This window comes from Mesorhizobium sp. WSM4310, from assembly GCF_007003935.1.
Classification (GTDB): domain Bacteria; phylum Pseudomonadota; class Alphaproteobacteria; order Rhizobiales; family Rhizobiaceae; genus Mesorhizobium.
Genome location: NZ_VFTA01000047.1, coordinates 14,651 through 37,149, shown reverse-complemented (window position 1 = coordinate 37,149; position 22,499 = coordinate 14,651). Strand labels below are relative to the sequence as shown.

25 protein-coding genes and 1 tRNA gene are annotated in these 22,499 nt (G+C 63.5%); 12 read left to right on the top strand and 14 right to left on the bottom strand.

The genetic code is table 11. The features are described 5' to 3' along the window. The 4 genes from FJV80_RS31065 to FJV80_RS31050 all read right to left on the bottom strand — a co-directional run. On the bottom strand, positions 1-369 hold a 369-nt coding region (locus tag FJV80_RS31065; RefSeq protein WP_140509693.1), incomplete at its 3' end, for an HTH domain-containing protein. Positions 370-434: 65 nt separating this feature from the next. After that, on the bottom strand, positions 435-842 hold the full coding sequence (locus FJV80_RS31060; protein ID WP_095787988.1) for a hypothetical protein: 408 nt from the start codon (positions 840-842) through the stop codon (positions 435-437). Between the two features lie 66 nt (positions 843-908). Continuing rightward, positions 909-1,499 carry a type 1 glutamine amidotransferase family protein gene (locus FJV80_RS31055; RefSeq protein WP_095772128.1) on the bottom strand — a complete coding sequence of 197 codons (591 nt, stop codon included), beginning with the start codon at positions 1,497-1,499 and terminating at the stop codon, positions 909-911. Between the two features lie 84 nt (positions 1,500-1,583). Next, positions 1,584-1,751, bottom strand: a complete 168-nt coding sequence (locus FJV80_RS31050) for a hypothetical protein (RefSeq protein ID WP_095772129.1) — start codon at positions 1,749-1,751, stop codon at positions 1,584-1,586. Between the two features lie 289 nt (positions 1,752-2,040). Between FJV80_RS31050 and FJV80_RS31045 the strand changes: the two genes are divergently transcribed. Together FJV80_RS31045 and FJV80_RS31040 are read left to right on the top strand one after the other, a co-directional pair. Then, the gene (locus FJV80_RS31045; protein ID WP_142878223.1) at positions 2,041-2,994 is read left to right on the top strand and encodes a ring-cleaving dioxygenase; all 954 of its coding nucleotides are present in this window, start codon (positions 2,041-2,043) and stop codon (positions 2,992-2,994) included. A 101-nt stretch (positions 2,995-3,095) separates the two neighbouring features. Further along, positions 3,096-3,257, top strand: coding sequence for a hypothetical protein (locus FJV80_RS31040; RefSeq protein WP_080512074.1), 162 nt, complete (start codon positions 3,096-3,098; stop codon positions 3,255-3,257). 28 nt (positions 3,258-3,285) lie between these two features. Here FJV80_RS31040 and FJV80_RS31035 read toward each other — a convergent pair whose 3' ends face one another. The 7 genes from FJV80_RS31035 to tkt all read right to left on the bottom strand — a co-directional run bounded on the left by FJV80_RS31035 (position 3,286) and on the right by tkt (position 12,917). Further along, positions 3,286-3,999: an SGNH/GDSL hydrolase family protein gene (locus FJV80_RS31035; RefSeq protein WP_142878222.1), complete on the bottom strand. Its 714-nt coding sequence runs from the start codon at positions 3,997-3,999 to the stop codon at positions 3,286-3,288. Between the two features lie 83 nt (positions 4,000-4,082). Next, on the bottom strand, positions 4,083-4,820 hold the full coding sequence (locus FJV80_RS31030; RefSeq protein ID WP_095772132.1) for a thioredoxin family protein: 738 nt from the start codon (positions 4,818-4,820) through the stop codon (positions 4,083-4,085). A gap of 166 nt (positions 4,821-4,986) precedes the next feature. Next, positions 4,987-6,012: a class I fructose-bisphosphate aldolase gene (locus FJV80_RS31025; protein WP_142878221.1), complete on the bottom strand. Its 1,026-nt coding sequence runs from the start codon at positions 6,010-6,012 to the stop codon at positions 4,987-4,989. A 256-nt stretch (positions 6,013-6,268) separates the two neighbouring features. Continuing rightward, positions 6,269-7,465 carry a phosphoglycerate kinase gene (locus FJV80_RS31020; RefSeq protein ID WP_142878220.1) on the bottom strand — a complete coding sequence of 399 codons (1,197 nt, stop codon included), beginning with the start codon at positions 7,463-7,465 and terminating at the stop codon, positions 6,269-6,271. Between the two features lie 158 nt (positions 7,466-7,623). After that, complete coding sequence (locus FJV80_RS31015) at positions 7,624-9,507, bottom strand: potassium/proton antiporter (protein ID WP_142878219.1); 1,884 nt, start codon at positions 9,505-9,507, stop codon at positions 7,624-7,626. Positions 9,508-9,703: 196 nt separating this feature from the next. Next, on the bottom strand, positions 9,704-10,714 hold the full coding sequence (gap, locus tag FJV80_RS31010) for a type I glyceraldehyde-3-phosphate dehydrogenase (protein WP_095772134.1): 1,011 nt from the start codon (positions 10,712-10,714) through the stop codon (positions 9,704-9,706). Between the two features lie 211 nt (positions 10,715-10,925). After that, complete coding sequence (tkt, locus tag FJV80_RS31005; RefSeq protein ID WP_095772135.1) at positions 10,926-12,917, bottom strand: transketolase; 1,992 nt, start codon at positions 12,915-12,917, stop codon at positions 10,926-10,928. Positions 12,918-13,179: 262 nt separating this feature from the next. Here tkt and FJV80_RS31000 point away from each other — a divergent pair, with 262 nt between their 5' ends. The 4 genes from FJV80_RS31000 to FJV80_RS30985 all read left to right on the top strand — a co-directional run bounded on the left by FJV80_RS31000 (position 13,180) and on the right by FJV80_RS30985 (position 15,663). Continuing rightward, positions 13,180-13,452, top strand: coding sequence for a DUF4164 domain-containing protein (locus FJV80_RS31000; RefSeq protein ID WP_006200774.1), 273 nt, complete (start codon positions 13,180-13,182; stop codon positions 13,450-13,452). A 10-nt stretch (positions 13,453-13,462) separates the two neighbouring features. Further along, positions 13,463-13,825 carry a cell division protein ZapA gene (locus FJV80_RS30995; protein ID WP_010911917.1) on the top strand — a complete coding sequence of 121 codons (363 nt, stop codon included), beginning with the start codon at positions 13,463-13,465 and terminating at the stop codon, positions 13,823-13,825. Positions 13,826-13,988: 163 nt separating this feature from the next. Next, positions 13,989-14,648: a peroxiredoxin gene (locus FJV80_RS30990; RefSeq protein WP_010911916.1), complete on the top strand. Its 660-nt coding sequence runs from the start codon at positions 13,989-13,991 to the stop codon at positions 14,646-14,648. Positions 14,649-14,802: 154 nt separating this feature from the next. Next, positions 14,803-15,663 carry an MBL fold metallo-hydrolase gene (locus tag FJV80_RS30985; protein WP_245438012.1) on the top strand — a complete coding sequence of 287 codons (861 nt, stop codon included), beginning with the start codon at positions 14,803-14,805 and terminating at the stop codon, positions 15,661-15,663. 85 nt (positions 15,664-15,748) lie between these two features. Here the strand turns inward: FJV80_RS30985 and rpoH are convergent, their stop codons facing one another. Both rpoH and FJV80_RS30975 read right to left on the bottom strand, forming a co-directional pair. Next, positions 15,749-16,660 (bottom strand): RNA polymerase sigma factor RpoH, encoded by a 912-nt coding sequence (gene rpoH, locus FJV80_RS30980; protein ID WP_095772137.1) that lies wholly within the window; start codon positions 16,658-16,660, stop codon positions 15,749-15,751. Positions 16,661-16,872: 212 nt separating this feature from the next. Further along, positions 16,873-17,928 carry an RluA family pseudouridine synthase gene (locus tag FJV80_RS30975; RefSeq protein ID WP_142878218.1) on the bottom strand — a complete coding sequence of 352 codons (1,056 nt, stop codon included), beginning with the start codon at positions 17,926-17,928 and terminating at the stop codon, positions 16,873-16,875. 25 nt (positions 17,929-17,953) lie between these two features. On the opposite strand from FJV80_RS30975, the gene FJV80_RS30970 reads away from it, so the two are divergent. The 3 genes from FJV80_RS30970 (at position 17,954) to FJV80_RS30960 (ending at position 18,942) form a co-directional block, all read left to right on the top strand. After that, complete coding sequence (locus FJV80_RS30970; RefSeq protein WP_095772138.1) at positions 17,954-18,337, top strand: fimbrial protein; 384 nt, start codon at positions 17,954-17,956, stop codon at positions 18,335-18,337. A gap of 31 nt (positions 18,338-18,368) precedes the next feature. Further along, on the top strand, positions 18,369-18,776 hold the full coding sequence (locus tag FJV80_RS30965; RefSeq protein WP_095772139.1) for a VOC family protein: 408 nt from the start codon (positions 18,369-18,371) through the stop codon (positions 18,774-18,776). Between the two features lie 91 nt (positions 18,777-18,867). Continuing rightward, positions 18,868-18,942, top strand: a tRNA-Glu gene (locus tag FJV80_RS30960). Between the two features lie 6 nt (positions 18,943-18,948). Here FJV80_RS30960 and FJV80_RS30955 read toward each other — a convergent pair. Then, positions 18,949-19,242, bottom strand: a complete 294-nt coding sequence (locus FJV80_RS30955) for a hypothetical protein (RefSeq protein ID WP_142878217.1) — start codon at positions 19,240-19,242, stop codon at positions 18,949-18,951. Positions 19,243-20,005: 763 nt separating this feature from the next. Here FJV80_RS30955 and FJV80_RS30945 point away from each other — a divergent pair. The 3 genes from FJV80_RS30945 (at position 20,006) to FJV80_RS30935 (ending at position 22,282) form a co-directional block, all read left to right on the top strand. Beyond that, entirely contained in the window at positions 20,006-20,395 is a 390-nt protein-coding gene (locus FJV80_RS30945) for a hypothetical protein (RefSeq protein ID WP_210251496.1), read from the top strand. Positions 20,396-20,795: 400 nt separating this feature from the next. After that, on the top strand, positions 20,796-21,377 hold the full coding sequence (locus FJV80_RS30940) for a VOC family protein (protein ID WP_095772141.1): 582 nt from the start codon (positions 20,796-20,798) through the stop codon (positions 21,375-21,377). A 29-nt stretch (positions 21,378-21,406) separates the two neighbouring features. After that, complete coding sequence (locus FJV80_RS30935; protein WP_142878215.1) at positions 21,407-22,282, top strand: glutathione S-transferase family protein; 876 nt, start codon at positions 21,407-21,409, stop codon at positions 22,280-22,282. The last annotated feature ends 217 nt before the right edge of the window (positions 22,283-22,499 follow it).

Genomic DNA, 22,499 nt, shown 5'->3' with positions numbered 1-22,499 from the left:
GTGGATCTCGGTGCGGGCGATGCGGTCCTTCTCGGCATCGGGCAGCACCGCGCCGATCTTGACCAATGCCTCGTCGGCGGCGCGTGCCATTGCGGCGCCGCCAAAGGCGCGCACCATGCGCGCGCCGGCAACCAGCGCCACGATCTCGTCACGCGTGAACATCAGCGGCGGAAGGTCGAAGCCCTCCCTCATCATGTAGCCGACGCCGGCCTCGCCGTCGATCGGCACCCCGGTCGACTGCAGGTCGGCAATGTCGCGATAGATCGTTCGCTCGGAAACCTCGAGCCACGTGCCGAGCTTCTGGGCGGTGACCAGACGGCCACCCCGCAGATGCTGCACGATCTGAAAGAGCCTGTCGGCGCGGCGCATCGTTTGCTTCCCCAGTGTTGTTGCTAGGGCGGCTCCTGGACCGGAGCCGCTCCTGACGACATTCATTACGGTTTCAGTCCTTCGCGCTTGCGCTGCGCGGCGATGAATTCCGCGCCAAAGGACAGTTTCTTCGTTGTCGGCGTCCTCGCATCGAGCACGCGCCAGAAGGGCGCGATGTCGCTCGTAGTCATGCCGCGATCGAGGTCTTCCCTGGCGGCTTCGGCGACCGTGCGCAGATGATAGCCAATGGTCACCGGACATGTCACTTCGGCGCCGTGTTCGATGGCGAGCGCCGTGCGCAGCGCACGGACATCCATCTCGACGCCTTCGGGAATCGACCGGATGAAAGCGTCGACCTGGCGCGCGGTCGGAACCAGCATCGGCTGGCCCTCGACCACGTCACCCACCGTGCGCGGCGTTGGTTTCACGCCGTTGGTGCCAGGCGTGTTCAGCCTGTCGTTCCAGCTTTTCATCGGTCGTTCTCTCGGCCGGCCATGCGCATTATCTCATCGTTGCACATCCCTCCTGACAGCATACTGTCAGGAGGCTTCAGCATATTCCCTGGCAAACAGCGTCCGCATCCGCGCGAGATCGGCGCCTCGCTCGGGATAGAGCGTCTTCAGAAAGGCAAGGGCAAAGGTGCCGGGCGCCGAACCCGGCGCGGAGACGATTTTGCCGTCAGCGACCGCGTGCGGCACGTCCTGATAGTTGTTGTCGCCGGCATAACCGGCTTCGTGTCCGTTGATCCAGTCGCGGCCATTGCTGGTATGTTTGGCTTGTTCGAACATGCCGGCACGGGCCAGCGCCAGCGTGCCAGCGCAGATGCCGCCGACGACGCCGCCGCGCGTTGCAACGGCATTGAGCAATTGAGCGACATCCGGAGGTGTTTTGCCCGCCCACTGGTCGGAACCGATGACGGCGACTGCGTCAAGATCGGCATTCTCGTCGATGCCGGCCGAGCGGTCGGGCGTCAGCCGAAAGCCGCTTATCCCGGTCACCGGCTTGCCTCCAGGGGTCAATGACACGGCACGAGCACCGAACCACTCAACCGCCGAGGCGGCCAGCAATCCATATTCCCAGTCGGCAAAACCTTCGATGAAGACGAAGCCGATTGTCTTCTGATCAGGCATAAGCTCGCTCCGTCCCCCAGCGCGCCGCAGCTATATCTGGGCATTGGCGCGCCCATGTCCAATATCGATGTCGAAAAATTCGCCTCAATTGCCTTGAGAGCGACGTTCCACATACACATCGGGCCAGCCGATATCCTTGCGGATGTCCGCGGGCAGCGCGTTCATGAAACGCTGCGTGCGAATTTCGTTGCGCATGGTGCGAACCTTGCCGACATAGTGCTGCATGCCGCGCAGGATGGTGAAACCGTTCATGGCTATTCTCCTCTCTCTAACTGGATGCAGTATCGCACACCCCTCCTGACAGCAGTCTGTCAGGAGGATGGCAGGGCGCGCGGCGATCGTTCCGGCTGGCGGAAATTGTCCCCGGCCGTGATCTTCGACCCAGCCTTGCGGATGAGGGATTGTTCACCGCCGGGGTGCCTATGGAGCCGACACTGTTCAATTCACGGCGACGAACTGTCAGGATAGGCGGCCTTCAGCGAGGTGACCGCAGTTCTGATATGAAGGGAGAAAATTCTTCCCCAAAACCAGGGAGACGACCATGAGCCTGCAACTGACAGGAATCCACCATCTGACGGCCATCACCGCCAACGCACCGGGCAATCTTCATTTCTATACGAAGGTGCTGGGCTTGCGGCTGGTCAAGAAGACGGTGAATCAGGACGACACGTCGGCCTATCACCTTTTCTATGCCGACGGCGAAGCGACGCCGGGCACCGACCTCACCTTCTTCGACTGGCCGGTTGGCCGCGAGCGGCGCGGCACCCACAGCATCGCGCGGACCAGCCTCAGGGTCGGCAGCCCGGAGAGCCTGGCCTGGTGGAAACAGCACCTGGCCGGCGAAAACATCGCGACAGGAGAGATTGCCGACATCGGCGGCTACCCGTCGTTCGATTTCGAGGATCCCGAAGGCCAGCGTCTGCGGCTCGTCAGCGATGGCGGCAAGGGCGGCAGCCATCCCTGGGCGCAAAGCCCGGTGCCGGCCGAGCATCAGATCCGCGGGCTCGGGCCGATCGTCATCAGCGTCCCCGACATCACCAACACCGAGGCGGTGCTGACCAGGGTGATGAACATGCGCAAGGGCCGCGACTATGCTTCGCCGGATGGCGAAGGCCAGGTCCATGTCTTCGAAATGGGCGCTGGCGGGCCGGCGGCGGAGCTTCATGTCGCCGTGCAGCCCGCGCTGGCTCCCGCAAGGCAGGGCGCCGGTGCGGTTCATCATGTTGCCTTCAGGGCGCCGGACCAGGAGACGCTGCATCAATGGACCGCCCGCCTGGCCGAATTCCGCCTGCCGTCGAGCGGCGAGGTCGAGCGCTATTACTTCCGCTCACTCTATTTCCGTGAGCCCAACGGCATCCTATTCGAGATCGCCACGGACGGGCCGGGCTTCACCGCCGACGAGCCGCTGGAGACGCTGGGCGAAAGCCTGGCCCTGCCGCCGTTCCTCGAACCGAAGCGCGCCTCGATCGAAGCCGGCCTCAAGCCGCTGAAGTAGGTCGTCCTCCCAAAACGGAGGGCGCCGCGGTCCGGTTGGGTAACGCGGCGCCCGTTCCTTCTCGGCTTTGACAGCGGGCCGCGTTGCTGGTCAAAGGCGGCATGACGAAACTTCTCGCCCTTGTCATCGTCGGCTTCATGGTCATCCAGCTGATCAAACCGATCGGCTGGCCAGGGCTCAAGCGCCGCGGCGATTTCTGGAAGCTGGCGCTGCTGGCCATGGCCGCGATCTCGCTGGCGGCCGTGCTCGGGCATTTGACATAGGTCTGCGGGCCGCCTCGGCCGTCGGTGTTCAGCTGGCGAGCACCAGACCGACGAGATGCTCGGCCCAGGCTCGGTAGCCCGCCTCCGAGGCGTGGAAGCCGTCCGAGGCGAAACCCTGTTCGGGATTGGTGATCGGCAAGCGCGGGGCCGGCACCGCGCCGCGTTCAAGGCAGAGCCGTTCACCCATCCGGTTCATTGCGGTGGCGCGGATCTCGAGGATCTTGCCGAGCAGCGGCGGCATGGCCGGCGCCCGCGTGAACTCCAGCACCGGCGACCACACCACGCGTGCCTCCGGCCATTTGGCGCGCAGGCCGTAGAGCAAGCCGCCGAACTCCTTCTTGAAGCGCGGCACCGAATGAAAATTCTTGGTGTCGTTGGTGCCGATGGCAAGCACGATATGCGTCCACGGATCGGCCGACAGGTTGGGCAGGACATGGTCGCGGATCTGGCCCGATGTCGCCGAATTGAAGCCGGCGGCGCGCCAGCGCACGGCGCGGCCGGTGCGCTGCGAGATCAGCACGGCGAGCTGCGCGGCAAGCCCGTCCTCGGAATTGCCGATGCCGACCGAGGCGGCCGAGGAGTCGCCCAGCACCAGAAGCGAGATACCGGGCGCCTTGCCGGCGAGTTCGTGCATGACCGGTCCCTGTGCCGGCAGCATGCGCGTTGTGCGGCGGCGCACGCCGAGCCCCTGCCAGACATAGACGGGGAAGGCGAGCCAGGTGAGAGAGGCCGGGAAGCGCATGGCGGAACCGTGGAATGATCTGCGGCAGGCTTAGCGCATGTTTGGGCCGAGGTGAACGGATCCTTGCATCGCCGGCCGGTACCCTAAGGGCATTCATCGCCCCGCAGCGACCTGTTCCCGTATTCATCGTGCAGCCGCACCCAGTCCATGAAGGTCCCGTAAGGACCGGTCTCGTCACGACCTTTCGGTGCAATGTCGAGATACTGATAGGCGCCGATGAACTGCTCGCTGCCGCGGGCGCGCGACATGAAGGTCAGGAAAATGTCACCGGTTTCGCCCTTGTAGAAGACAGTGGTGCCGGGCAGGTCCTTCGACGTCAGCACCGGTGTTTCGAAATTGTAGACCGCTTCGCCGGACGCGATCTGCTTGTCGGTGAAGGACACTTGCATATCGAAGTTGAAGTCCGACGCATAGGAAGAGACCCAGTCGAACGTCCAGCCCATGCGCTGCTTGTAGGGCTGCAGCTCGGCCAGCGGCGCCCGCGATATGGAGACAAGCGACACGTCATGATGCCTGAGATGCCGGTTGGCGCCGTCCATATGGTCGGCGACGAAGGCACAGCTTTCGCAGTGATGGGTGGAGCCTGGCGCGAACACGAAGTGATAGACGATCAACTGGCTGCGGTTGGCGAAAAGATCGGCCAGTTTCATCGGCCCTTGCTCCGTCTCGAAGACGTAGTCCTTCCTTACTTTCAGCCAGGGCAGTTCCCGCCGCTCGGCCGCGACACGTTCGCGCAACCGCGTCAGTTCCTTCTCACGCGCCAGATGCGCCTTGTGCGCCTGGAACCAGTCTTCGCGTGAAACGACCTTGTTGCGATGCATGAACCTCTCCCTGTCTCTCATCCCAAGGACGTTCGGGACGAGCGCAAACCGACACCGCCGGCAACGCCCAGAGGAAATAGGGATGAGGAGGTCTTCCCCCAAATCGCGGATAGCAAAAACCCGGGCGCGTTGGCCCGGGTTTGGACGGCGATGGAAAAGCTGGGGTTCAGGCGGCCTGTTCGAGGCCAGGCTTCCATTTTCCGAGCGCAGCCAGATAGTTCATATGGGCGCGATGGGTGAAGGCGGCCTGGCCGGCGGCGACGTTCGACGCCTTGCCGCTCCATGCCTTCTGCGGGGCAGCCTGCAGCGCGCGGCCATAGGAGAAGGTCAGCTTCCACGGATGCGGACCGATGGCATTGATGGCGTTGAGGTTGGCGGTTGCCTCCTCGTCCTCCTGGCCGCCGGAGAGGAAGGCGATGCCCGGGACCGCCGCCGGCACCGTCTCGCGGAACAGTTTTATGGTCATCTCGGCGACCTTTTCGGGACTGTCCACCGTCCCCGACTTCTTGCCCGACAGGACCATGTTGGGCTTGAGGATCGTGCCTTCGAGCACGACGCGCGCCGCATGGAGTTCATCATAGAGCTTGATCAGCGTCGCCTTCGAGACCTCGTAGCAGGTGCCGATGTCGTGGGCGCCGTCCATCAGCACTTCCGGCTCGACGATCGGCACGATGCCGGCTTCCTGGCAAAGGGCGGCATAGCGGGCGAGCGCATGGGTGTTCGCGCTGATCGAAGTGGCCGAAGGCACGCCCTTGCCGGTATCGATGTCGATCACCGCGCGCCATTTGGCGAAGCGGGCGCCGAGCTTGTAGTAGTCGGCAAGGCGCTCACGCAGGCCGTCGAGGCCCTCGGTAACGGTGTCGCCGGGAAAGCCGGCGAGCGGCTTGGCGCCGGCATCGACCTTGATGCCGGGGATGGCGCCTGACGCCTTGATGATGTCGACCAGAGGCGTGCCATCGGCGGCCTTCTGGCGGATGGTCTCGTCATAGAGGATGACGCCGGAGATGTACTTGGTCATCGCGTCCTTGGCGCGAAACATCATCTCGCGATAGTCGCGGCGGCTGTCGGCGGTCGATTCGACGCCGATGACATCGAAACGCTTCTTGATGGTGCCGGAACTTTCGTCGGCGGCCAGCAGGCCCTTGCCGTTGGCCACGATCGCGGCGGCTATGTCTTCGAGACGTTCGCTCATCATGCTTCTCCTGAGAGGGGTTCGTTCCGCGCTTAACGGAAGTCTACCGCCAAAGGAATGGCATCGGAAAGCTCGAATCGATTGAAAGTCCCGGGCGTCTCTTTGTGTCGATCGCCTTGCTTGTTCCTGCCGCATGTCTGCGCCGCCAGGCGTTTCCGCCTGGCTGCAAAATGCGCTTGAGTCTCGACGCAATTCCCAAGGGAAAGCGCTACGCGCTTTTCCCGGGAAAACCGTCTCACGCTTTTGCTGGAATTGCTTAGCGCTTCAGCACGTCGACGCCTGGCAGCGGCTTGCCTTCCATCCATTCCAGGAAGGCGCCGCCGGCGGTCGAGACATAGGTGAAGTCATCGGCGACGCCGGCACGGTTGAGCGCCGCCACCGTATCGCCACCACCGGCGACCGAGACCAGCTTGCCGGCCTTGGTGCGCGCGGCCGCGTGTTTTGCCGCCGCCACCGTGGCGTGATCGAACGGCTCGATCTCAAAGGCGCCGAGCGGGCCGTTCCAGACCAGGGTCGCGGCGCGGTCGATCCATTCGCCGATCGTCTTCACGGTCTTTTCGCCGACATCCAGAATCATGCCGTCGGCCGGCACGTCGGCGATGGCAACAGTCTCGCAAGCGGCGCCGGCCTTGAATTCCTTGGCGACGACGCCGTCGACCGGCAGGATGATGGCGCAGCCGGCCTCGGCCGCCTCGATCATGATCTGCTTGGCGGTGGCGGCAAGGTCATGCTCGCACAGCGACTTGCCGACATCGGTGCCGCGCGCGGCAAGGAAGGTGTTGGCCATGCCGCCGCCGATCACCAGCGCGTCGACCTTCTTCACGAGGTTCATCAACAGGTCGATCTTGGTCGAGACCTTGGCGCCGCCGACGATGGCGACGACCGGGCGGACCGGATTGCCCAGCCCCTTCTCCAGCGCTTCGAGCTCGGCCTGCATGGTGCGGCCGGCAAAGGAAGGCAGCAGATGCGCCAGCCCTTCAGTAGAAGAGTGGGCGCGGTGCGCCGCGGAAAAGGCGTCGTTGACGAAAATGTCGCCATTGGCGGCGAGCCGCTCGCTGAAGGCCGGGTCGTTCTTCTCCTCGGCCTTGTAGAAACGGGTGTTTTCGAAGAGCAGCACGTCGCCCTTGTTCATGGCCGCGACGGCACTTCCCGCTATGTCGCCGACGCAATCCGAGGCAAAGCCGACGGGGCGGCCGAGCACCTCGGCCGTCGCCCTGGCGATCGGCTCCAGCGAGAATTCCGGCGATGGCCCATCCTTGGGCCGGCCGAAATGGGCGAGGAGGATGACCTTGGCGCCCTTGCCCGACAGTTCGGCGATGGTCGGCGCGATGCGTTCGATGCGGGTGGTGTCGGTGACCTTGCCGTCGGCGACGGGAACGTTGAGGTCGACGCGCACCAGCACGCGCTTACCGCTGATGTTGCCGATATCGTCCAGTGTCTTGAAGGCGGCCATGCGGGTTCCTTTCCTCGGAAAAATCGCCGGGACCATACCCCGCATCGGTGCCGATGCAAGGCTTTGGCCGCGGCGCGGTGCGAAATTTTGAGGCGGGCGGGAACATAGTCCGTGAAGATCGCCCGATGATGACGGGGCAAGGCAAACGATCGCTCTTTTCAGCTCCCCGTCGTGGCCTTTTCGACCGGCGGCTCGGGCGGCTCGTCTTTTTGTGCTGCCGCCTCCTGCGTCTCGGTCGGCTTGCGCCAGTTGCGGATGAAGGCGCTGAGACGGTCGCCCATTTCGCCGGCGCTCAGGAACACCGGCACCCGCGCCACCGGTGCGGTCGGCTCGAAGGAAAGACCCAGACCCGTGATCCTGCCCTTGTCGTCGACATCCCTGACGATCAGCTCGATCGAGCCGATCAGCACCCGATCGGCATATTCGGCATGGCCGCCAAGCCGCGCCGTGACCAGAGCGCCGACGGTGAGCTTCTGCTCCGCCTCGGTCAGGCCCGGCGCGTAGGCTGCCTCTAGCTCGGCGGCGGAGCGCGCCGGGTCGACGGCGAAGGCGCCGAAGAAATCGGCGTCTTCCGGGTCGACCACCGCGCGGCTGGCGAACAGCTTGTCGAGCAGGCGCGGATAGCGGTCCGGCACGAAGATGTAGACCTGGTCGCCGGCGGCGAGCCGGCCCATGTCCTGAAAGCGCATCGAGCGGCCGTCGCGCAGCACCAGCGAGGGCCGCGCCCAGCGCGGAATGCGCTCGCCGCGCGCCACCGGGCTGCCATGCGCCACGCGATAGGCGAGGAGCTCGTGGTGGGCGGAGCCGGGGAGTTCGAGTTCGACCTTGTCCAGCGGTCCGAGGCGCGCCGGCACGATGAGGCCGAGGCGACGCGCCAGCGGGCCGACCGTCCAGCCCTGGATGACAAGCGACACCAGCACGATGATGAAGGCGGCGTTGAAGATGGTGCGGCCGTTCTCAAGCCCGCCAAGCAATGGGGTGATGGCGAGCAGGATCGAGACGGCGCCGCGCAGGCCGACCCAGGAGACGAAGGCGACTTCGGGGCGCGGCAGGCGGAACGGGATCAGGCAGAGCCAGACAGCGATCGGGCGGGCGACGAACATCAGGAAAAGGCCAAGCGCTATCGCCGGCACCATGATCGCCGGAAATTGCGAAGGGGTGGCGAACAGGCCAAGGATCAGGAACATGATGATCTGCGCCAGCCATGACATGCCGTCCTGGAAACGCTTGAGGATGGTGACGGCGCGGATGTCGGAATTACCGGCAATGAGGCCGGCGATATAGACCGCCAAGAAACCGGAGCCGCCGACGGCGCCGGCGGCGGCGAAGACCATCAGCGACAGCGTCAGCACGAAGATCGGCAGCAGGCCGTGGTCGAGATTGAGCCGGTCGACGAGACGCACGATGGCAAGGCCGCCGAGTGCGCCGAGGATGGCGCCAAGGCCCATATTGACGAGGAAGCCGAGGATCAGGCTGGTGACCAGGACATTGGTTTCGGGGTTGGCGTGGGCGGCGATGACCTCGACCAGGGTGATGGTCAGGAAGATGGCGATCGGGTCGTTGGTGCCGGATTCCACTTCGAGCGTCGAGCGCACGCGCTCGCGCAGATTGATCTCGCCGGCGCGCAGCAGGAAGAACACCGCCGCGGCGTCGGTCGAAGCGACGGCGGCGCCGAGCAGCAAGGATTCCAGCCAGCTGAGGTCAAGCAGATAGTAGGCGGCCGCGCCGAACAGGCCGGTGGTGAGAAGCACGCCGAAGGTCGCCAGCGAGAGCGCCGGGCCTGCCGCCTGCCGCAAGGCGTTGAGCGGTGTACCGAAGCCGGAATCGAACAGGATGACCGCCAGCGCCAGTGAGCCGGCAAAATAGGCGATGCGGGCATTGTCGAATTCGATGCCGAGGCCGTCGGTTCCGGTGGCGAGCCCGATGCAGAGAAAGAGCAGCAGGAGGGGGGCGCCGAAGCGGAAGGCGATCAGGCTCGAAAACGCGGCGGCGACAACGAGCGCCGTGCCGACCAGCGTGACGAGATAGATCGCATGCTCCATCCGTGACTTGCCCCTCGAATTCCTCTGTCTTCCCGATTACGCGAGAGTGGGGCGAAGGCATGGCCAGTGCAAGGCGCGGGGGTGGTTTTTTACCCTATGCCGCTGATTTTCGACGGTTTTGCGATTGCTGCTTCGGCAAACGAAAAACGCCCGGTCAAAGCCGGGCGTTTCGATGTCGCGAGACGGAGCCCCGCGATCAGGCGATGGTCTTGCCGAAGGCGACGGCGGTGTCGCCCATGCGGTTGGAGAAGCCCCACTCATTGTCGTACCACGACAGCACCGAAACGAAGTTGCCGTCCATCACCTTGGTCTGGTCGAGCGCCATGATCGAGGAGTGCGGATCATGGTTGAAGTCGATCGAGACGTTCGGGTGATGGGTGACGCCGAGGATGCCTTTCAGCTTGCCGTTGGAGGCGGCGATGACCGCTTCGTTGATTTCCTGCACCGTGGTGGCGCGCTTGGCGATGAACTTGAAGTCGACGACCGAGACGTTCGGGGTCGGCACGCGGATCGAGATGCCGTCGAGCTTGCCCTTGAGGTCGGGGAGCACGAGGCCGATCGCCTTGGCCGCACCGGTCGAGGTCGGGATCTGCGACAGCGCCGCTGCACGGGCGCGGTAGAGATCCTTGTGCATGGTGTCCAGCGTCGGCTGGTCGCCAGTGTAGGAATGGATGGTCGTCATCATGCCTTTTTCGATGCCGACCGTCTCGTGCAGCACGGCCGCCAGCGGCGCCAGGCAGTTGGTGGTGCACGACGCGTTCGAGATGACGATGTGGTCCTTGGTCAGCTTGTCGTGGTTGATGCCGTAGACCACGGTCAGGTCAGCGCCATCGGCAGGTGCGGAGACCAGCACGCGCTTGGCGCCGGCGGTCAGGTGCGCGGCGGCCTTGTCACGGGCGGTGAAGATGCCGGTGCATTCGAGCGCGATGTCGACGCCGAGCTCCTTCCACGGCAGCTGCGTCGGGTCCTTGATGGCGGTGACCTTGAACTTTTCCCTGCCGACGGTGATCTGGTCGCCGGACACCGACACTTCATGCGGGAAGCGGCCATGCACGCTGTCGTAGCGCAGCAGGTGCGCATTGGTCTCGACCGGGCCGAGATCGTTGACGGCGACGACGTCGATGTCCTTGCGGCCGGATTCATGGATGGCGCGCAGGATGTTGCGGCCGATGCGGCCGAATCCGTTGATGGCAACTCTGACGGTCATTTTTCTCTCCCTGGGAGCTGGAAGGCTGACGATGGGTCCGCAGCTTCATAGCGGCGGACGGGCAAAGAATCCAGCCAAAGCGATGTAGATTTAAATCGATTAGGTTGGGCCAGTCCGGCGAAATCGCTTTGCGCGGTTTCGCCGGGGCGTTTTTGTTTGGTGCCTGCCGTCATCCCAAACCGCGACACAGTTTTGGGCGGCCTGCACAGCCTTACTTGGCGTGCAGGCGGGCTTCCACCGCCTTGGCCGCTGCCTCGGCGGTGATGCCGAAGTGCGGGTAGAGCTGCTCGATCGTGCCGGAGGCGCCGAAGCCGGTCATGCCGACGAAGATGCCGTCCGAGCCGATGAGATGATCCCAGCCCTGGCGGATGCCGGCCTCGATCGCCATCTTGATCGGCGCGTTGCCGATCGTCTTCTTGCGGTAGTCGTCGCTCTGCTTGTCGAACAGCTCGAAGCAAGGCACCGACACGACGCGGGTCGGGTGACCGTGCTTCTCGAGCAGGTCGCGGGCGCCGAGGGCGATCTCGACCTCGGAGCCGGTGGCGAAGATCGTCACCGCCGCCTCGCCGCTGGCCGCGGCCAGTTCGTAAGCGCCCTGGCTGCTCAGGTTCTTGGCCGAATGCTCGGTGCGCACGGTCGGCAGGTTCTGGCGGGTCAGCGCCAGCGTCGACGGCGTCTTTTCGGATTCGAGCGCGATCTGCCAGCATTCCGCGGTTTCCACGGCGTCGGCCGGACGGAAAACATTGTGGTTGGGAATGGCGCGCAGGGCCGCCAGATGCTCGACCGGCTGGTGGGTCGGGCCGTCTTCGCCCAGACCGATGGAATCATGGGTCATGACGAAGATCGAGCGGATGCCCATCAGCGATGACAGCCGCATCGACGGGCGGGCATAGTCGGAGAAGCACATGAAGGTGCCGCCATAGGCGATGAGGCCGCCATGCAGCGTCAGGCCGTTGATGGCCGCCGCCATGCCATGCTCGCGGATGCCGTAGTGGACATAGCGCTGGCCATAATCGTCCGGCGTGATGTTCTTGGTCTGGCTGGTCTTGGTGTTGTTGGAGCCGGTCAGATCGGCGGAGCCGCCGATGGTTTCCGGCACGGCGCCGTTGATGACCTCAAGCGCCATTTCCGACGATTTGCGGGTGGCGACCTTCGGCTTGTCGACCGAGAGCTTCTTCTTGTAGTCGGCGATGACGGCGTCGAAATTGGACGGCAGCTTGCCGGCGAGGCGGCGCTCGAACTCGGCCTTCAGCTTCGGCTCTGCCTTGGCGAGACGGCCTTCCCAGTCGGCGCGCGGCTTGGCGCCGGCCTTGCCGGCGGCGCGCCAGGCATCGAGGATGTCGGCCGGAATCTCGAAGGGCGGCGAGCCCCAGTTGAAGAATTTGCGCGCGCCGGCGATCTCGTCGGCGCCGAGCGGCGAACCGTGCGCCTTGTTGGTACCGGCCTTGGTCGGGGCGCCGAAGCCGATGGTCGTCTTGCAGGCGATCATCGTCGGCTTGTCGGAATGGCGGGCGGCCTCGATGGCATAGGCGATGGCTTCCGGATCGGTGCCGTCGATATGGCTGGCGTTCCAGCCGGAGGCCTGGAAGCGGGCGACCTGGTCGGTGTTGTCGGCGAGCGAAACCGGGCCGTCGATCGAGATGTTGTTGTTGTCCCAGAAGACGATCAGCTTGTTGAGCTTGAGATGCCCGGCCAGCGCGATGGCTTCCTGGGAAACGCCTTCCATCAGGCAGCCGTCGCCGGCCAGCACATAGGTGTAGTGGCTGACGAGGTCGTTGCCGAAGGCGGCGTTCATGATGCGCTCGCCAAGCGCGAAGCCGACCGAATTGGCAAGGCCCTGCCCGAGCGGGCCGGTGGTCGTCTCGATGCCGGCGGCGTGGCCGTATTCGGGATGGCCGGCGGTCTTGGAGCCGAGCTGGCGGAAATTCTTGATCTGGTCGAGGGTCATGTCCTCGTAGCCGGTCAGATAGAGCAGCGAGTAGAGCAGCATCGAACCATGACCGGCCGACAGGATGAAGCGGTCGCGGTCGGCCCAGTGCGGGGCCTTGGCGTCAAATTTCAGGAAGCGGGTGAACAGCACCGTGGCAATGTCGGCGCAGCCCATGGGCAGGCCGGGATGGCCGGAATTGGCCTTCTCGACGGCATCCATGGAGAGAAAGCGGATCGCATTGGCCATCCGGTCATGTTGTTCACGCGACGTCATGGTTCCTCCAAAGGTGGGGGTTTGGGGGCTTGGGAGCGCCCTTGAAAAGGTGCGCGACACATAGCAGGCGCGGGCTTTTAGTCAACAAATCGGGCGCAGATTTGCCGGTCTTGTGATGCTGGCCGCGGCCCTACATTAGCGTTAGCAGGGGACAGTCGTGAGAGCTTTGTTGACGTTGCCTTCACCCGGTGCCTAATGTTTCAGGGATAACGCGTTCTGAACGCGAACGATTCGGTGATGGGCAGGGCACAGGACGAAGGCCATGACCGGGGAAACCACACTCAAGGAAGTCATCGCCAGGCTCGGCAAAGCCATCGAGGGGCTGGAAAACGCCGTCGCGGCCAAGCTGGAGCATGAACGCGATTACTCGGAAGCCGAGGCCGAGGTGCAGCGGATGAATGCCGACCGCTCCCGGCTGGCGCAGGAACTCGACAATTCGGAAGCGCGCGCCGAACGGCTGGAGGACGCCAACAAGGAAGTATCGAGACGGCTGGTGACCGCCATGGAAACCATCCGCGCCGTGTTGGACAGATAGGAGCTGGCCCATGGCACAGGTCACGGTTTCAATCGACGGCAAACAGTATCGGATGGCCTGCGACGAAGGCCAGGAAGAGCATCTGATCGACCTCGCCGAACGCTTCGACCGTTATGTCTCGCATCTGAAGGATTCTTTCGGTGAGATCGGCGACCAGCGGCTGACTGTCATGGCCGGCATCATGGTGATGGACGAACTCTCGGAACTGCAGAAGCGTGTCAAGGGCATGGAAAGCGAAGTGCTGACCTTGCGCAAGACGCGCGACGAGGCGCTGACCAAGGCCGACAAGAGCGACAGCGTGCTGACCAACGCGCTTGGCGCGCTGGCGCAGCGGATGGAAGATCTCGCCACGTCGCTGGCGGTGAAATCCTAGACTTTAGCGACGCCGACAGCGAAATTTCCACATTCCCCAGGAAAAGGCGAAAATTTTTCGCGGCCTGCTTCACTGGCGGCGACCTGACCGTTTTGAACGTCGCCGATGGAGTGATAAAAGGGTGGCAGCCCGCCAACAGGCGGCATTCACAGGGGTAGGAACCATGAGCCTTCGTATCAACGACATCGCGCCGGATTTCACGGCCGAGACCACGCAGGGGACGATCAGCTTTCACGACTGGATCGGTGACGGCTGGGCGATCCTCTTCAGCCACCCGAAGAATTTCACACCGGTCTGCACCACCGAGCTCGGCACGATGGCCGGGCTGGAAGGCGAGTTCAAGAAACGCAACGTCAAGATCATCGGCATCTCCGTCGATCCGGTTGCCAGCCACGACAAATGGCAGGCCGACATCAAGACGGCGACCGGCCAAACGGTGCACTATCCGCTGATCGGCGACAAGGACCTCAAGGTCGCCAAGCTCTACGACATGCTGCCCGCCGGCGCCGGCGAGACCTCGGAAGGCCGCACGCCCGCCGACAACGCTACCGTGCGCTCGGTCTATGTCATCGGGCCGGACAAGAAGATCAAGCTGGTGCTGACCTATCCGATGACCACGGGCCGCAACTTCGATGAGATCCTGCGCGCGGTCGATTCCATGCAGCTCACCGCCAAGCACCAGGTGGCGACGCCGGCAAACTGGAAGCAGGGTGAGGACGTCATCATCACCGCCGCCGTTTCCAACGAGGATGCGATCAAGCGCTTTGGCGCCTTTGACACCATCCTGCCTTATCTCAGGAAGACCAAACAGCCGTCCGCCTGAAACGGGGCGCCGGAACGGTTTTTGCCTTTTCCACCCAGGCGGGCCAAGTCATGCTTGACTGGCCCGTCTGGGTGGATAACCATGCTCCTGTTGGAGCTTGGCGGAGAAAATCGTTCCTGCCGGCTGGGTTGGGGAGTTCGGGTTGGACTTGGCTTTGGCAAAACCTGAGGTCAGGGGCTTTTACGACAAGCCGACCGGGGCCATTCAGTATGTCGTCACCGATCCGGCGACAAGGCGATGCGCCATCATCGACCCGATCCTCGACTTCGATGAGAAATCCGGCGCGACGGGAACGAAGAGCGCGGACGCCCTGCTCGATTTCGTCGGGGAGAACGGGCTGGAGATCGAGTGGATCCTCGATACCCACCCGCATGCCGACCATTTCTCGGCAGCGCATTATCTGAAACGGAAGACCGGTGCGCAGACCGCGATCGGCAACAGGATCGTCGACGTCCAGAACCTGTGGAAGGCGATCTACAACTGGCCGGATTTTCCCGCCGACGGTTCGCAGTGGGACAGGTTGTTCAGGGAAGGCGAGACCTTCCTGGTTGGAACAGTCCCGGTCAAGGTGCTGTTCTCACCCGGACATACGCTGGCCTCGATCACCTATGTGATCGGCAACGCCGCCTTCGTGCACGACACGCTGTTCATGCCCGACAGCGGCACGGCGCGAGCAGATTTCCCCGGCGGCAGTGCCGCGCGGCTGTGGCGCTCGATCCAGGACATACTGGCGCTGCCCGATGAGACGCGCGTCTTCGTCGGCCATGACTATCAGGCCGGTGGCCGCGAGCCCTTGTGGGAGAGCACGGTTGGCCAGCAGAAGGCCAGCAATATCCATCTCGTTGCCGCGCGCAGCGAAGCCGAATTCGTGGCGCTGCGCGAGGCTCGCGACAAGACATTGCCGATGCCACGGCTGATCCTGCACGCGCTGCAGGTCAACATGAATGGCGGCCGGCTGCCGGAACCGGAAGCCAATGGCCGGCGGTATCTGAAATTTCCGCTGGATGCGCTTTGAGGCGATCGTGACACCGGCCGAGGTTCACGAAAAAGGCGGCGCCAGTTTCCTGACGCCGCCTTGATGTTTTGTCGCCGAAGCTGGCTTAAGCCGCCGGCTGTGCCTCGATGGTGCGCAGCGCCTGGGTCTGGCGCTTGGCGGCGGCCTTGACCGCATCCTGCACCTTCTCGAAGGCGCGCACCTCGATCTGACGCACGCGCTCGCGGCTGATGTCGAACTCGGCCGACAGCTCTTCCAGCGTCAGCGGCTCCTCGGCGAGGCGACGGGCCTCGAAGATGCGCCGCTCGCGCTCGTTGAGCACGGCAAGAGCGCCTGACAGCATGCCGCGCCGGTTTTCCAGCTCGTCCTGCTCGATCAGCATCTCTTCCTGGCTTTCGTGGTCATCGACCAGCCAGTCCTGCCATTCGCCGGATTCGCCTTCCGTCGCCCGGATCGGCGCGTTGAGCGAAGCGTCGCCCGACAGGCGGCGGTTCATCGACACCACCTCTGCCTCGGTAACGTTCAGCCGCGTCGCGATCTCGGTGATCTGGTCGGGCTTGAGGTCGCCGTCATCCAGCGCCTGGATCTTGCCCTTCACCTTGCGCAGGTTGAAGAACAGACGCTTCTGGTTGGCGGTCGTGCCCATCTTGACCAGGCTCCACGAGCGCAGGATGTACTCCTGGATCGAGGCCTTGATCCACCACATGGCGTAGGTCGCCAGGCGGAAACCGCGCTCGGGTTCGAATTTCTTGACGGCCTGCATCAGGCCGACATTGCCTTCCGAGATCACCTCGCCGATCGGCAGGCCGTAGCCGCGATAGCCCATGGCGATCTTGGCGACGAGCCGCAAATGGCTGGTGACGAGCTTGTGCGCGGCGGACGTGTCTTCATGCTCGGCATAACGCTTGGCGAGCATGTACTCTTCCTGCGGCTGAAGCATGGGAAAGCGGCGGATTTCTTCCAGGTAGCGGCTGAGGCCGCCTTCGCCGGAAACAATGCTAGGTAGTGACTGGGCCATGATAGCGCCCCCTCTCTATTGGAGTGATGCCCCCGAAACGCGGCGGGCATGTGACGCGAACACCAAAAGGCTCGCTCGCGACATAAAGGTCTTATACAGGAACAAAACCAGAAACGACAGGCATTTGTTCAACACGAAACAGTGTGTCACGCTGAAGTGAACAATGCCAGTCAAGTTTTTTGATGGTCGATTTCGAGCTTGTTGATGGCGGGTCAGAGATGGCGAAAGCCGCCGACGAGTTCCTCCATGTCCCTCGGCATCGGCGCCTCGAACCTCATCGTCAAATGGGTATCGGGATGGCGAAATGCAAGGAGCCAGGCATGCAGGGCTTGCCGGGAAAATGCCCTGACCTGACTTTTCAGGGGTTCCGGCAGCCGGTTGGCCTTGGTGCGGAAGGCCTGGCCGTAGTCGGGGTCGCCGATGACCGGGTGGCCGATATGGGCCATATGGACACGGATCTGGTGGGTCCGGCCGGTTTCCAGCCGGCATTCGACCAGGCTGGCGGTGGCGAATTCCTGCTGTCTTTCGCCGAAACGCTCCTGAACGGCAAAGTGGGTGACGGCGTGGCGGGCATCGTCGCGGCCTTCCGGCACCACGGCGCGGCGCACCCGGTCGGCGGCGCGGCCAAGCGGCGCATCGACCGTTCCGGTCGGCCGCTGCGGTATGCCCCAGACCAACGCCAGATAGGCGCGTTCGAGATCGCCGGTCCGGCCGTGATCGGCGAAGGCTTCCGACAGCGCCTTATGGGCGCGGTCGGTCTTGGCCACCACCATGACGCCGCTGGTCTCCTTGTCGAGGCGGTGGACGATTCCCGGCCGGCGCACCCCGCCAATGCCCGACAGGCTGTCACCGCAATGATGGATCAACGCGTTGACCAGCGTGCCGGTCCAGTTGCCGGCGCCGGGATGCACGACCAGTCCCGCCGGCTTGTTGATGACGATCAGCGCGTCGTCCTCATAAAGCACGTCGAGCGCGATGGCCTCGCCCTGCGGCGCGGCCGGCTCCGGTTCCGGCATGGCGACCGACACGCGTTCGCCCGCGATCATCCTGCGCTTGGTCTCGTCGGCCGGCTCGCCGTCGACGCTGACGGCGCCTTGCCTGATCAGCATCTGCACGCGGCTGCGCGACATGTCAGGGCCGAGGCTGGCCGCCAGCCACTGGTCGAGGCGCTGGCCGGCCGCATCCGCGCCCACCACCAGCACCGTCGGCTCGGCCGCGATGAATCGATCCTCTATCAATTCGGGGGCCTGTTCGTTATGAGCGCTCATCGAAAACCGTTCCGGAATATTTGCCATGGCCCGGCCCGATGCCGACGAAGATCAGGAAAAGCCGCTCGACCCCGAGGTCGAAAAGATGCGTGGCAAACTCGTCCGCTTCATGGCCATCAATCTCGGCCTGCTGTTGCTGGCTCTTATGGTGGTGATCGCGGCGATTGTCTACAAAGCCCGCAAGGCACCGCCGGCAAACCCGCCGCTGGCCGGTGACATCCAGGTACCGGCCGGCGAACCGCTCAGCGGCGACATCGTGCTGCCGGTCGGGGCGAAAGTGGTCAGCCAGTCGCTGTCCGGCAATCGCGTCTCGATCGACGCCGAGCTTGCCGACGGCGGCCGTGCGATCTTTGTCTATGATATCGCCGAGCGCCGCCTGATCGGGCAGTTCGCAATTCGCAACAAATAGGCCGGCCGCAACCAATGAATGGACCTCTGGCATGACAGGCTCCGCCGGACATCGTCGCGTCGCGACCGTGGCGCTGATCGTCGCCAATTATGACGAGGCGATCGCCTGGTATGTCGGGCGGCTGGGTTTCCTGCTCCTCGAGGATGTCGATCTCGGCGGCGGCAAGCGCTGGGTTACGGTAGCGCCGGCCAACGGGCAGGGCGCCCGGCTGCTGCTGGCCGAGGCCGCGGATGAGGCGCAAAGGCAAAGCATTGGCAACCAGACAGGCGGCCGGGTCTTCCTGTTCCTCGAAACCGACGACTTTGCGCGCGACCATGCGGCGATGCTGGAAAAGGGTGTCGAATTCCGCGAGGCGCCGCGTTTCGAACCCTATGGCACGGTCGCGGTTTTCGCCGATCTGCACGGCAATCTCTGGGACCTGATCGAGCCGAAACGCTAGGCTTGCGGCCAGCTTTTCTTGGATGTGGTAAAGCAGGCCAAACCCCAGTTGCTTTTTCCCAGCCATCAGCCTATATCGCCGGTTCTTGAGCGCGCCCATCGTCTAGCGGTCAGGACACCGCCCTCTCACGGCGGGAACAGGGGTTCGATTCCCCTTGGGCGTACCAAGAGACTCAATGATTTAGCTGAATGTGGATCAAGACCGTCAAGTAACGGTCAAATATGCTGTCTGGTCGATACCGCTCAGGGGGTTGCCCAGGTGGGAACTGCGGGTGGCGGCTAGCGGCCGGTGTCCCCTTCGCCGTAACGGCGCGATGGATTTCCTCGGTCAGGCTGTTGTTGACCTCGACGAGCCGGTGCACCTCATCCTGGATTTTCAAGAGCGCTTCGGCATCCTTGTAGGTCTGCGGCGCCTGCTTGTCTGAGGCGGCGACCGAAGCCTTTTGGCCAACCATGATTACCGACAAGCAGCACCAGCTGCAAAAATGTCTGCGCGATCCAGGCGATCAGCGTCGCTACTCCGACCTGGATGGCAGCCGGCAAGCTGATGGGGGCGATCCCCGCAAAGACATAGCTCATGCCCGTGAGGTGATGTCCGACCTTCTCGCGGCTGATACTGGAAACACAAGTCGGCCACGCGCCTAACCTGGCGCTTAGGCCGGCCGACGGTGAAGCGGGCAGATGCCCAATGGACTACCTCTAATAGTACCTGTGGTGGTGGTGGTGGTGATAGTGCCTATGGTGATAGTAGTGTCTATGGTGGTAATAGTACCGTTGCGGGTAGTAGTAGCGGTGGTAGTACCTGTGGTGGTATCGGTAGTATGGGCGATATGGCTCGTAGTACGGGTCATCGTAGTACGGACCGCTATAGCGATAGGGGAAAGGGAACCCTCCGAAACCACCATAATAGCCGCCAAATGGCGAGAAGAGGAACTGCGCCTGGGTCGGAGAAGCGACGGCTGCTGTGGTAGCAAACGCGAGCACGGATACGAGTATCAGCTTCCTCACGGTTACCTCCATCGGTTCGATCGTAAATAACGCGAACGCCGGTCGAATCGTTCCTTTCCTTATGCTCAGTAGGTTCCAGGTGAATCGCCTCCATCATGTCGCTCACCTTGCGCGAGGAAGGCACAGGGATGATGATGACAGCCCGGAGCGCTTCCCCGGTCGTATCGATCGAACAAGACCTGGGCCGACTTCCAAGGGCCTGTCAAAATAGATGTTGCCTCCATGATCGACACACCCAAGCGTCAGGATCCCGATGAGACCAACGAGCCGGGTTTCCAGGCGACCGAGGCGCGCAGAGTTCCCTTGCCGGTCGGCTACCGACAGGGTGTGATCTCCGCCATCACCGTATTGCTCGGGTTTTCGCTTCTTTTCCTACGCTATTGGAATTTCGAAGCTGATGGCGGATGGACGACGGCCTCGATCCTGGCGACGCTCCTGCTCGCCCTGGCCATCGTCCTCCAACTCGTCTCATTGTGGCGTTCGCTGCTCCCGCGCGACGACGACGAGCCGGTCTATCAGGTCACGCTGCGCTGGTTCCTCGCCTCGATCATCGCTCTCCTTGCGGGCGTGCTGCTTGCCGGGCTGACCGCTTCGCACGTCTTCAATCCTTGATCGGGGCTCATTCCGGGCTGCTCGACCATCGGCTTTTGCGCCGCAAGGTCGTGCAGGCGAATGCACGGAAAAGCCCCGCCGACCGGGAGTCAAGCGGGGCCCTTGGAGTAGCCGCAAAAGGGGACTGGCTTCGGACTACTCATAGATCCGTAGGATCATTTTTCAATGTAGTCCTCAAGATGAGATGCCGCATCGGCCGAATAGATGAAGGAAACAGCCTTATCCAAATTTCAAGGCGATATCGCCGTCCTGCAACGATGGGACCTGCGGCTTCTGGCGCGGCGGGGCCGATTGCATTAGCATCACGTCATGGATTTCGAGGGCACGGCTCAGGCGGCGCGCAGAACGCCTGGTGCCAGGCAGATCCTGACGACCAATCGATGCCGCGGGGAGAAGGCCAATGCAGAAACTGCAAGCACAAGGCGTCCACCACATCACCCTTGTCGGCGCCGGGCGCCAGACCTCGATCGATTTCTGGGAAGGCGTGCTCGGCATGCCTTTCGTCTTCGAGCAGCCCAACCTCGACAAGGCCAGCGAGAGCCATCTCTATTTCGATCCGGGCGACGGCCGGCTGATCACCATCTTCACCGATGAAAGCCGCGTGCCGCTGAAGCGGCGCACGCCGACCGATCCGGGCTGCGTCCACCACATCGCGTTCGCGGTGTCGCGGGTCACCTTCCTGCAGGCGGTCGCCCGGCTCGACGAGCGCGGCATCAAGCACAGCGGCGTCAAGGATCGCGGCTTCATGGATTCGATCTATTTCGAGGATCCGCTTGGCCTTTTGATCGAACTCGCGTCCTACCGCTTCGAACCGCCGGCGGGTTTCACTCATGCCGATGTGCTGATGCAGGCGCACAGGCTGCGTGTCGGGCGCGGCGACTACAATATCGCCGAGGTGCATCTTGCGGACGCGATCCAGGCGCTTGTCGAGAGCTCCCGCGCGACCTTGTCGGATGACCGGGCGCCGAAGAATCCATACTGACGGCCAACGAAACAAAGGGAGGACAAAAAATGGCAAAGACAGTGACCAAGAGTGCTGGGAAATCGGCTGCCAAGGCAAAGGCAAAAGCGAAGCCGGCGGTGAAGGCAGCCGCAAAGGCTGCGCCGAAGGTGGCCGCGAAAGCCGCGGCAAAACCGGCGGCGCAAAAGTCGGCGGCCAAGACCGCCAAGGCCAAGTCGGCGAAAAAGCCGGCGTTGAAGCTCAGCATGCTGAAGCCGAGCGTCAACAACATGACGGTGCGGGTGTTTGCTCGCGCGGCCGGCTTCGACGCCGCCGAGACCGACGCCTGGGGCCACACGCGTTCGCCCGAATATCTGGCGCGCAATCCGGCGCATCTGACGCCGATGATCGAGGACAAGGGGTTGCCCAGGGGCGTGCTCTGGGAAAGCTGCGCCATCATGCAGTATCTCGCCAACAAGCACGGGCTGGAGAAATTCTATCCCAAGGCGCCGGCCAGACGGGCGATGATCGACAGCGCCATGTTCTATCTGATCGGCACGCTCTACCCCTATGTGGCGCGCGCCACCTATCCGGCGCTGGGTTTCCCGCAATATGCCGGCGAGGTCGGCCACAGCGATGCCCATCCCGACAAGAAGTCGGAAGCGCAGAAGGCCGCGATGGCGGCGATCGCTGAGCCGCTGGAGGTCTTCCACAGCTTCTTCAGGGACGGCAAGCCGTTCATCGGCGGTACGAACCCGTCGATCGCCGACATAAGGCTGGCGGCGACTCTCGAATTCCTGGCGGTCATCGACTACCCGCTGCCCAAATGGGCGCAGGAGTACATGGCGGCCATCGAGAAGAAGCTCGGCAAGGCCTATGCCGAGCCGGCCGGCGACGTGCGCGGCTATATCGCCTATGTGCGGTCGCAGGCGAAGGCTTCAGCTTAAGGATTCGTTAACCAAAGCCCTGTCTACTGGCGGGAATTCACCGCGCGACCACGGATGTACTGGCGCATTATCGGTGGAAGGAAAGGTCGGCTCCGTGCCGGCCTTTTTTGCTTTTTCGGACCCCATGCCGGGACCTCGCGCGGCGATGATAGGGCCGCGCCGGAAGGTCAACTTTTCGCGTCGGGATATTGTCATCGCCGACGTTGCCTCTAACATC

Bases quoted from the DNA above. Each gene is read 5' to 3' on its own strand.
- FJV80_RS31060 (WP_095787988.1), bottom strand. From the start codon at position 842: ATGAAAAGCTGGAACGACAGGCTGAACACGCCTGGCACCAACGGCGTG.
- FJV80_RS31055 (WP_095772128.1), bottom strand. From the start codon at position 1,499: ATGCCTGATCAGAAGACAATCGGCTTCGTCTTCATCGAAGGTTTTGCC.
- FJV80_RS31050 (WP_095772129.1), bottom strand. From the start codon at position 1,751: ATGAACGGTTTCACCATCCTGCGCGGCATGCAGCACTATGTCGGCAAG.
- FJV80_RS31045 (WP_142878223.1), top strand. From the start codon at position 2,041: ATGAGCCTGCAACTGACAGGAATCCACCATCTGACGGCCATCACCGCC.
- FJV80_RS31040 (WP_080512074.1), top strand. From the start codon at position 3,096: ATGACGAAACTTCTCGCCCTTGTCATCGTCGGCTTCATGGTCATCCAG.
- FJV80_RS31035 (WP_142878222.1), bottom strand. From the start codon at position 3,999: ATGCGCTTCCCGGCCTCTCTCACCTGGCTCGCCTTCCCCGTCTATGTC.
- FJV80_RS31030 (WP_095772132.1), bottom strand. From the start codon at position 4,820: ATGCATCGCAACAAGGTCGTTTCACGCGAAGACTGGTTCCAGGCGCAC.
- FJV80_RS31025 (WP_142878221.1), bottom strand. From the start codon at position 6,012: ATGAGCGAACGTCTCGAAGACATAGCCGCCGCGATCGTGGCCAACGGC.
- FJV80_RS31020 (WP_142878220.1), bottom strand. From the start codon at position 7,465: ATGGCCGCCTTCAAGACACTGGACGATATCGGCAACATCAGCGGTAAG.
- FJV80_RS31015 (WP_142878219.1), bottom strand. From the start codon at position 9,507: ATGGAGCATGCGATCTATCTCGTCACGCTGGTCGGCACGGCGCTCGTT.
- gap (WP_095772134.1), bottom strand. From the start codon at position 10,714: ATGACCGTCAGAGTTGCCATCAACGGATTCGGCCGCATCGGCCGCAAC.
- tkt (WP_095772135.1), bottom strand. From the start codon at position 12,917: ATGACGTCGCGTGAACAACATGACCGGATGGCCAATGCGATCCGCTTT.
- FJV80_RS31000 (WP_006200774.1), top strand. From the start codon at position 13,180: ATGACCGGGGAAACCACACTCAAGGAAGTCATCGCCAGGCTCGGCAAA.
- FJV80_RS30995 (WP_010911917.1), top strand. From the start codon at position 13,463: ATGGCACAGGTCACGGTTTCAATCGACGGCAAACAGTATCGGATGGCC.
- FJV80_RS30990 (WP_010911916.1), top strand. From the start codon at position 13,989: ATGAGCCTTCGTATCAACGACATCGCGCCGGATTTCACGGCCGAGACC.
- rpoH (WP_095772137.1), bottom strand. From the start codon at position 16,660: ATGGCCCAGTCACTACCTAGCATTGTTTCCGGCGAAGGCGGCCTCAGC.
- FJV80_RS30975 (WP_142878218.1), bottom strand. From the start codon at position 17,928: ATGAGCGCTCATAACGAACAGGCCCCCGAATTGATAGAGGATCGATTC.
- FJV80_RS30970 (WP_095772138.1), top strand. From the start codon at position 17,954: ATGGCCCGGCCCGATGCCGACGAAGATCAGGAAAAGCCGCTCGACCCC.
- FJV80_RS30965 (WP_095772139.1), top strand. From the start codon at position 18,369: ATGACAGGCTCCGCCGGACATCGTCGCGTCGCGACCGTGGCGCTGATC.
- FJV80_RS30945 (WP_210251496.1), top strand. From the start codon at position 20,006: ATGATCGACACACCCAAGCGTCAGGATCCCGATGAGACCAACGAGCCG.
- FJV80_RS30940 (WP_095772141.1), top strand. From the start codon at position 20,796: ATGCAGAAACTGCAAGCACAAGGCGTCCACCACATCACCCTTGTCGGC.
- FJV80_RS30935 (WP_142878215.1), top strand. From the start codon at position 21,407: ATGGCAAAGACAGTGACCAAGAGTGCTGGGAAATCGGCTGCCAAGGCA.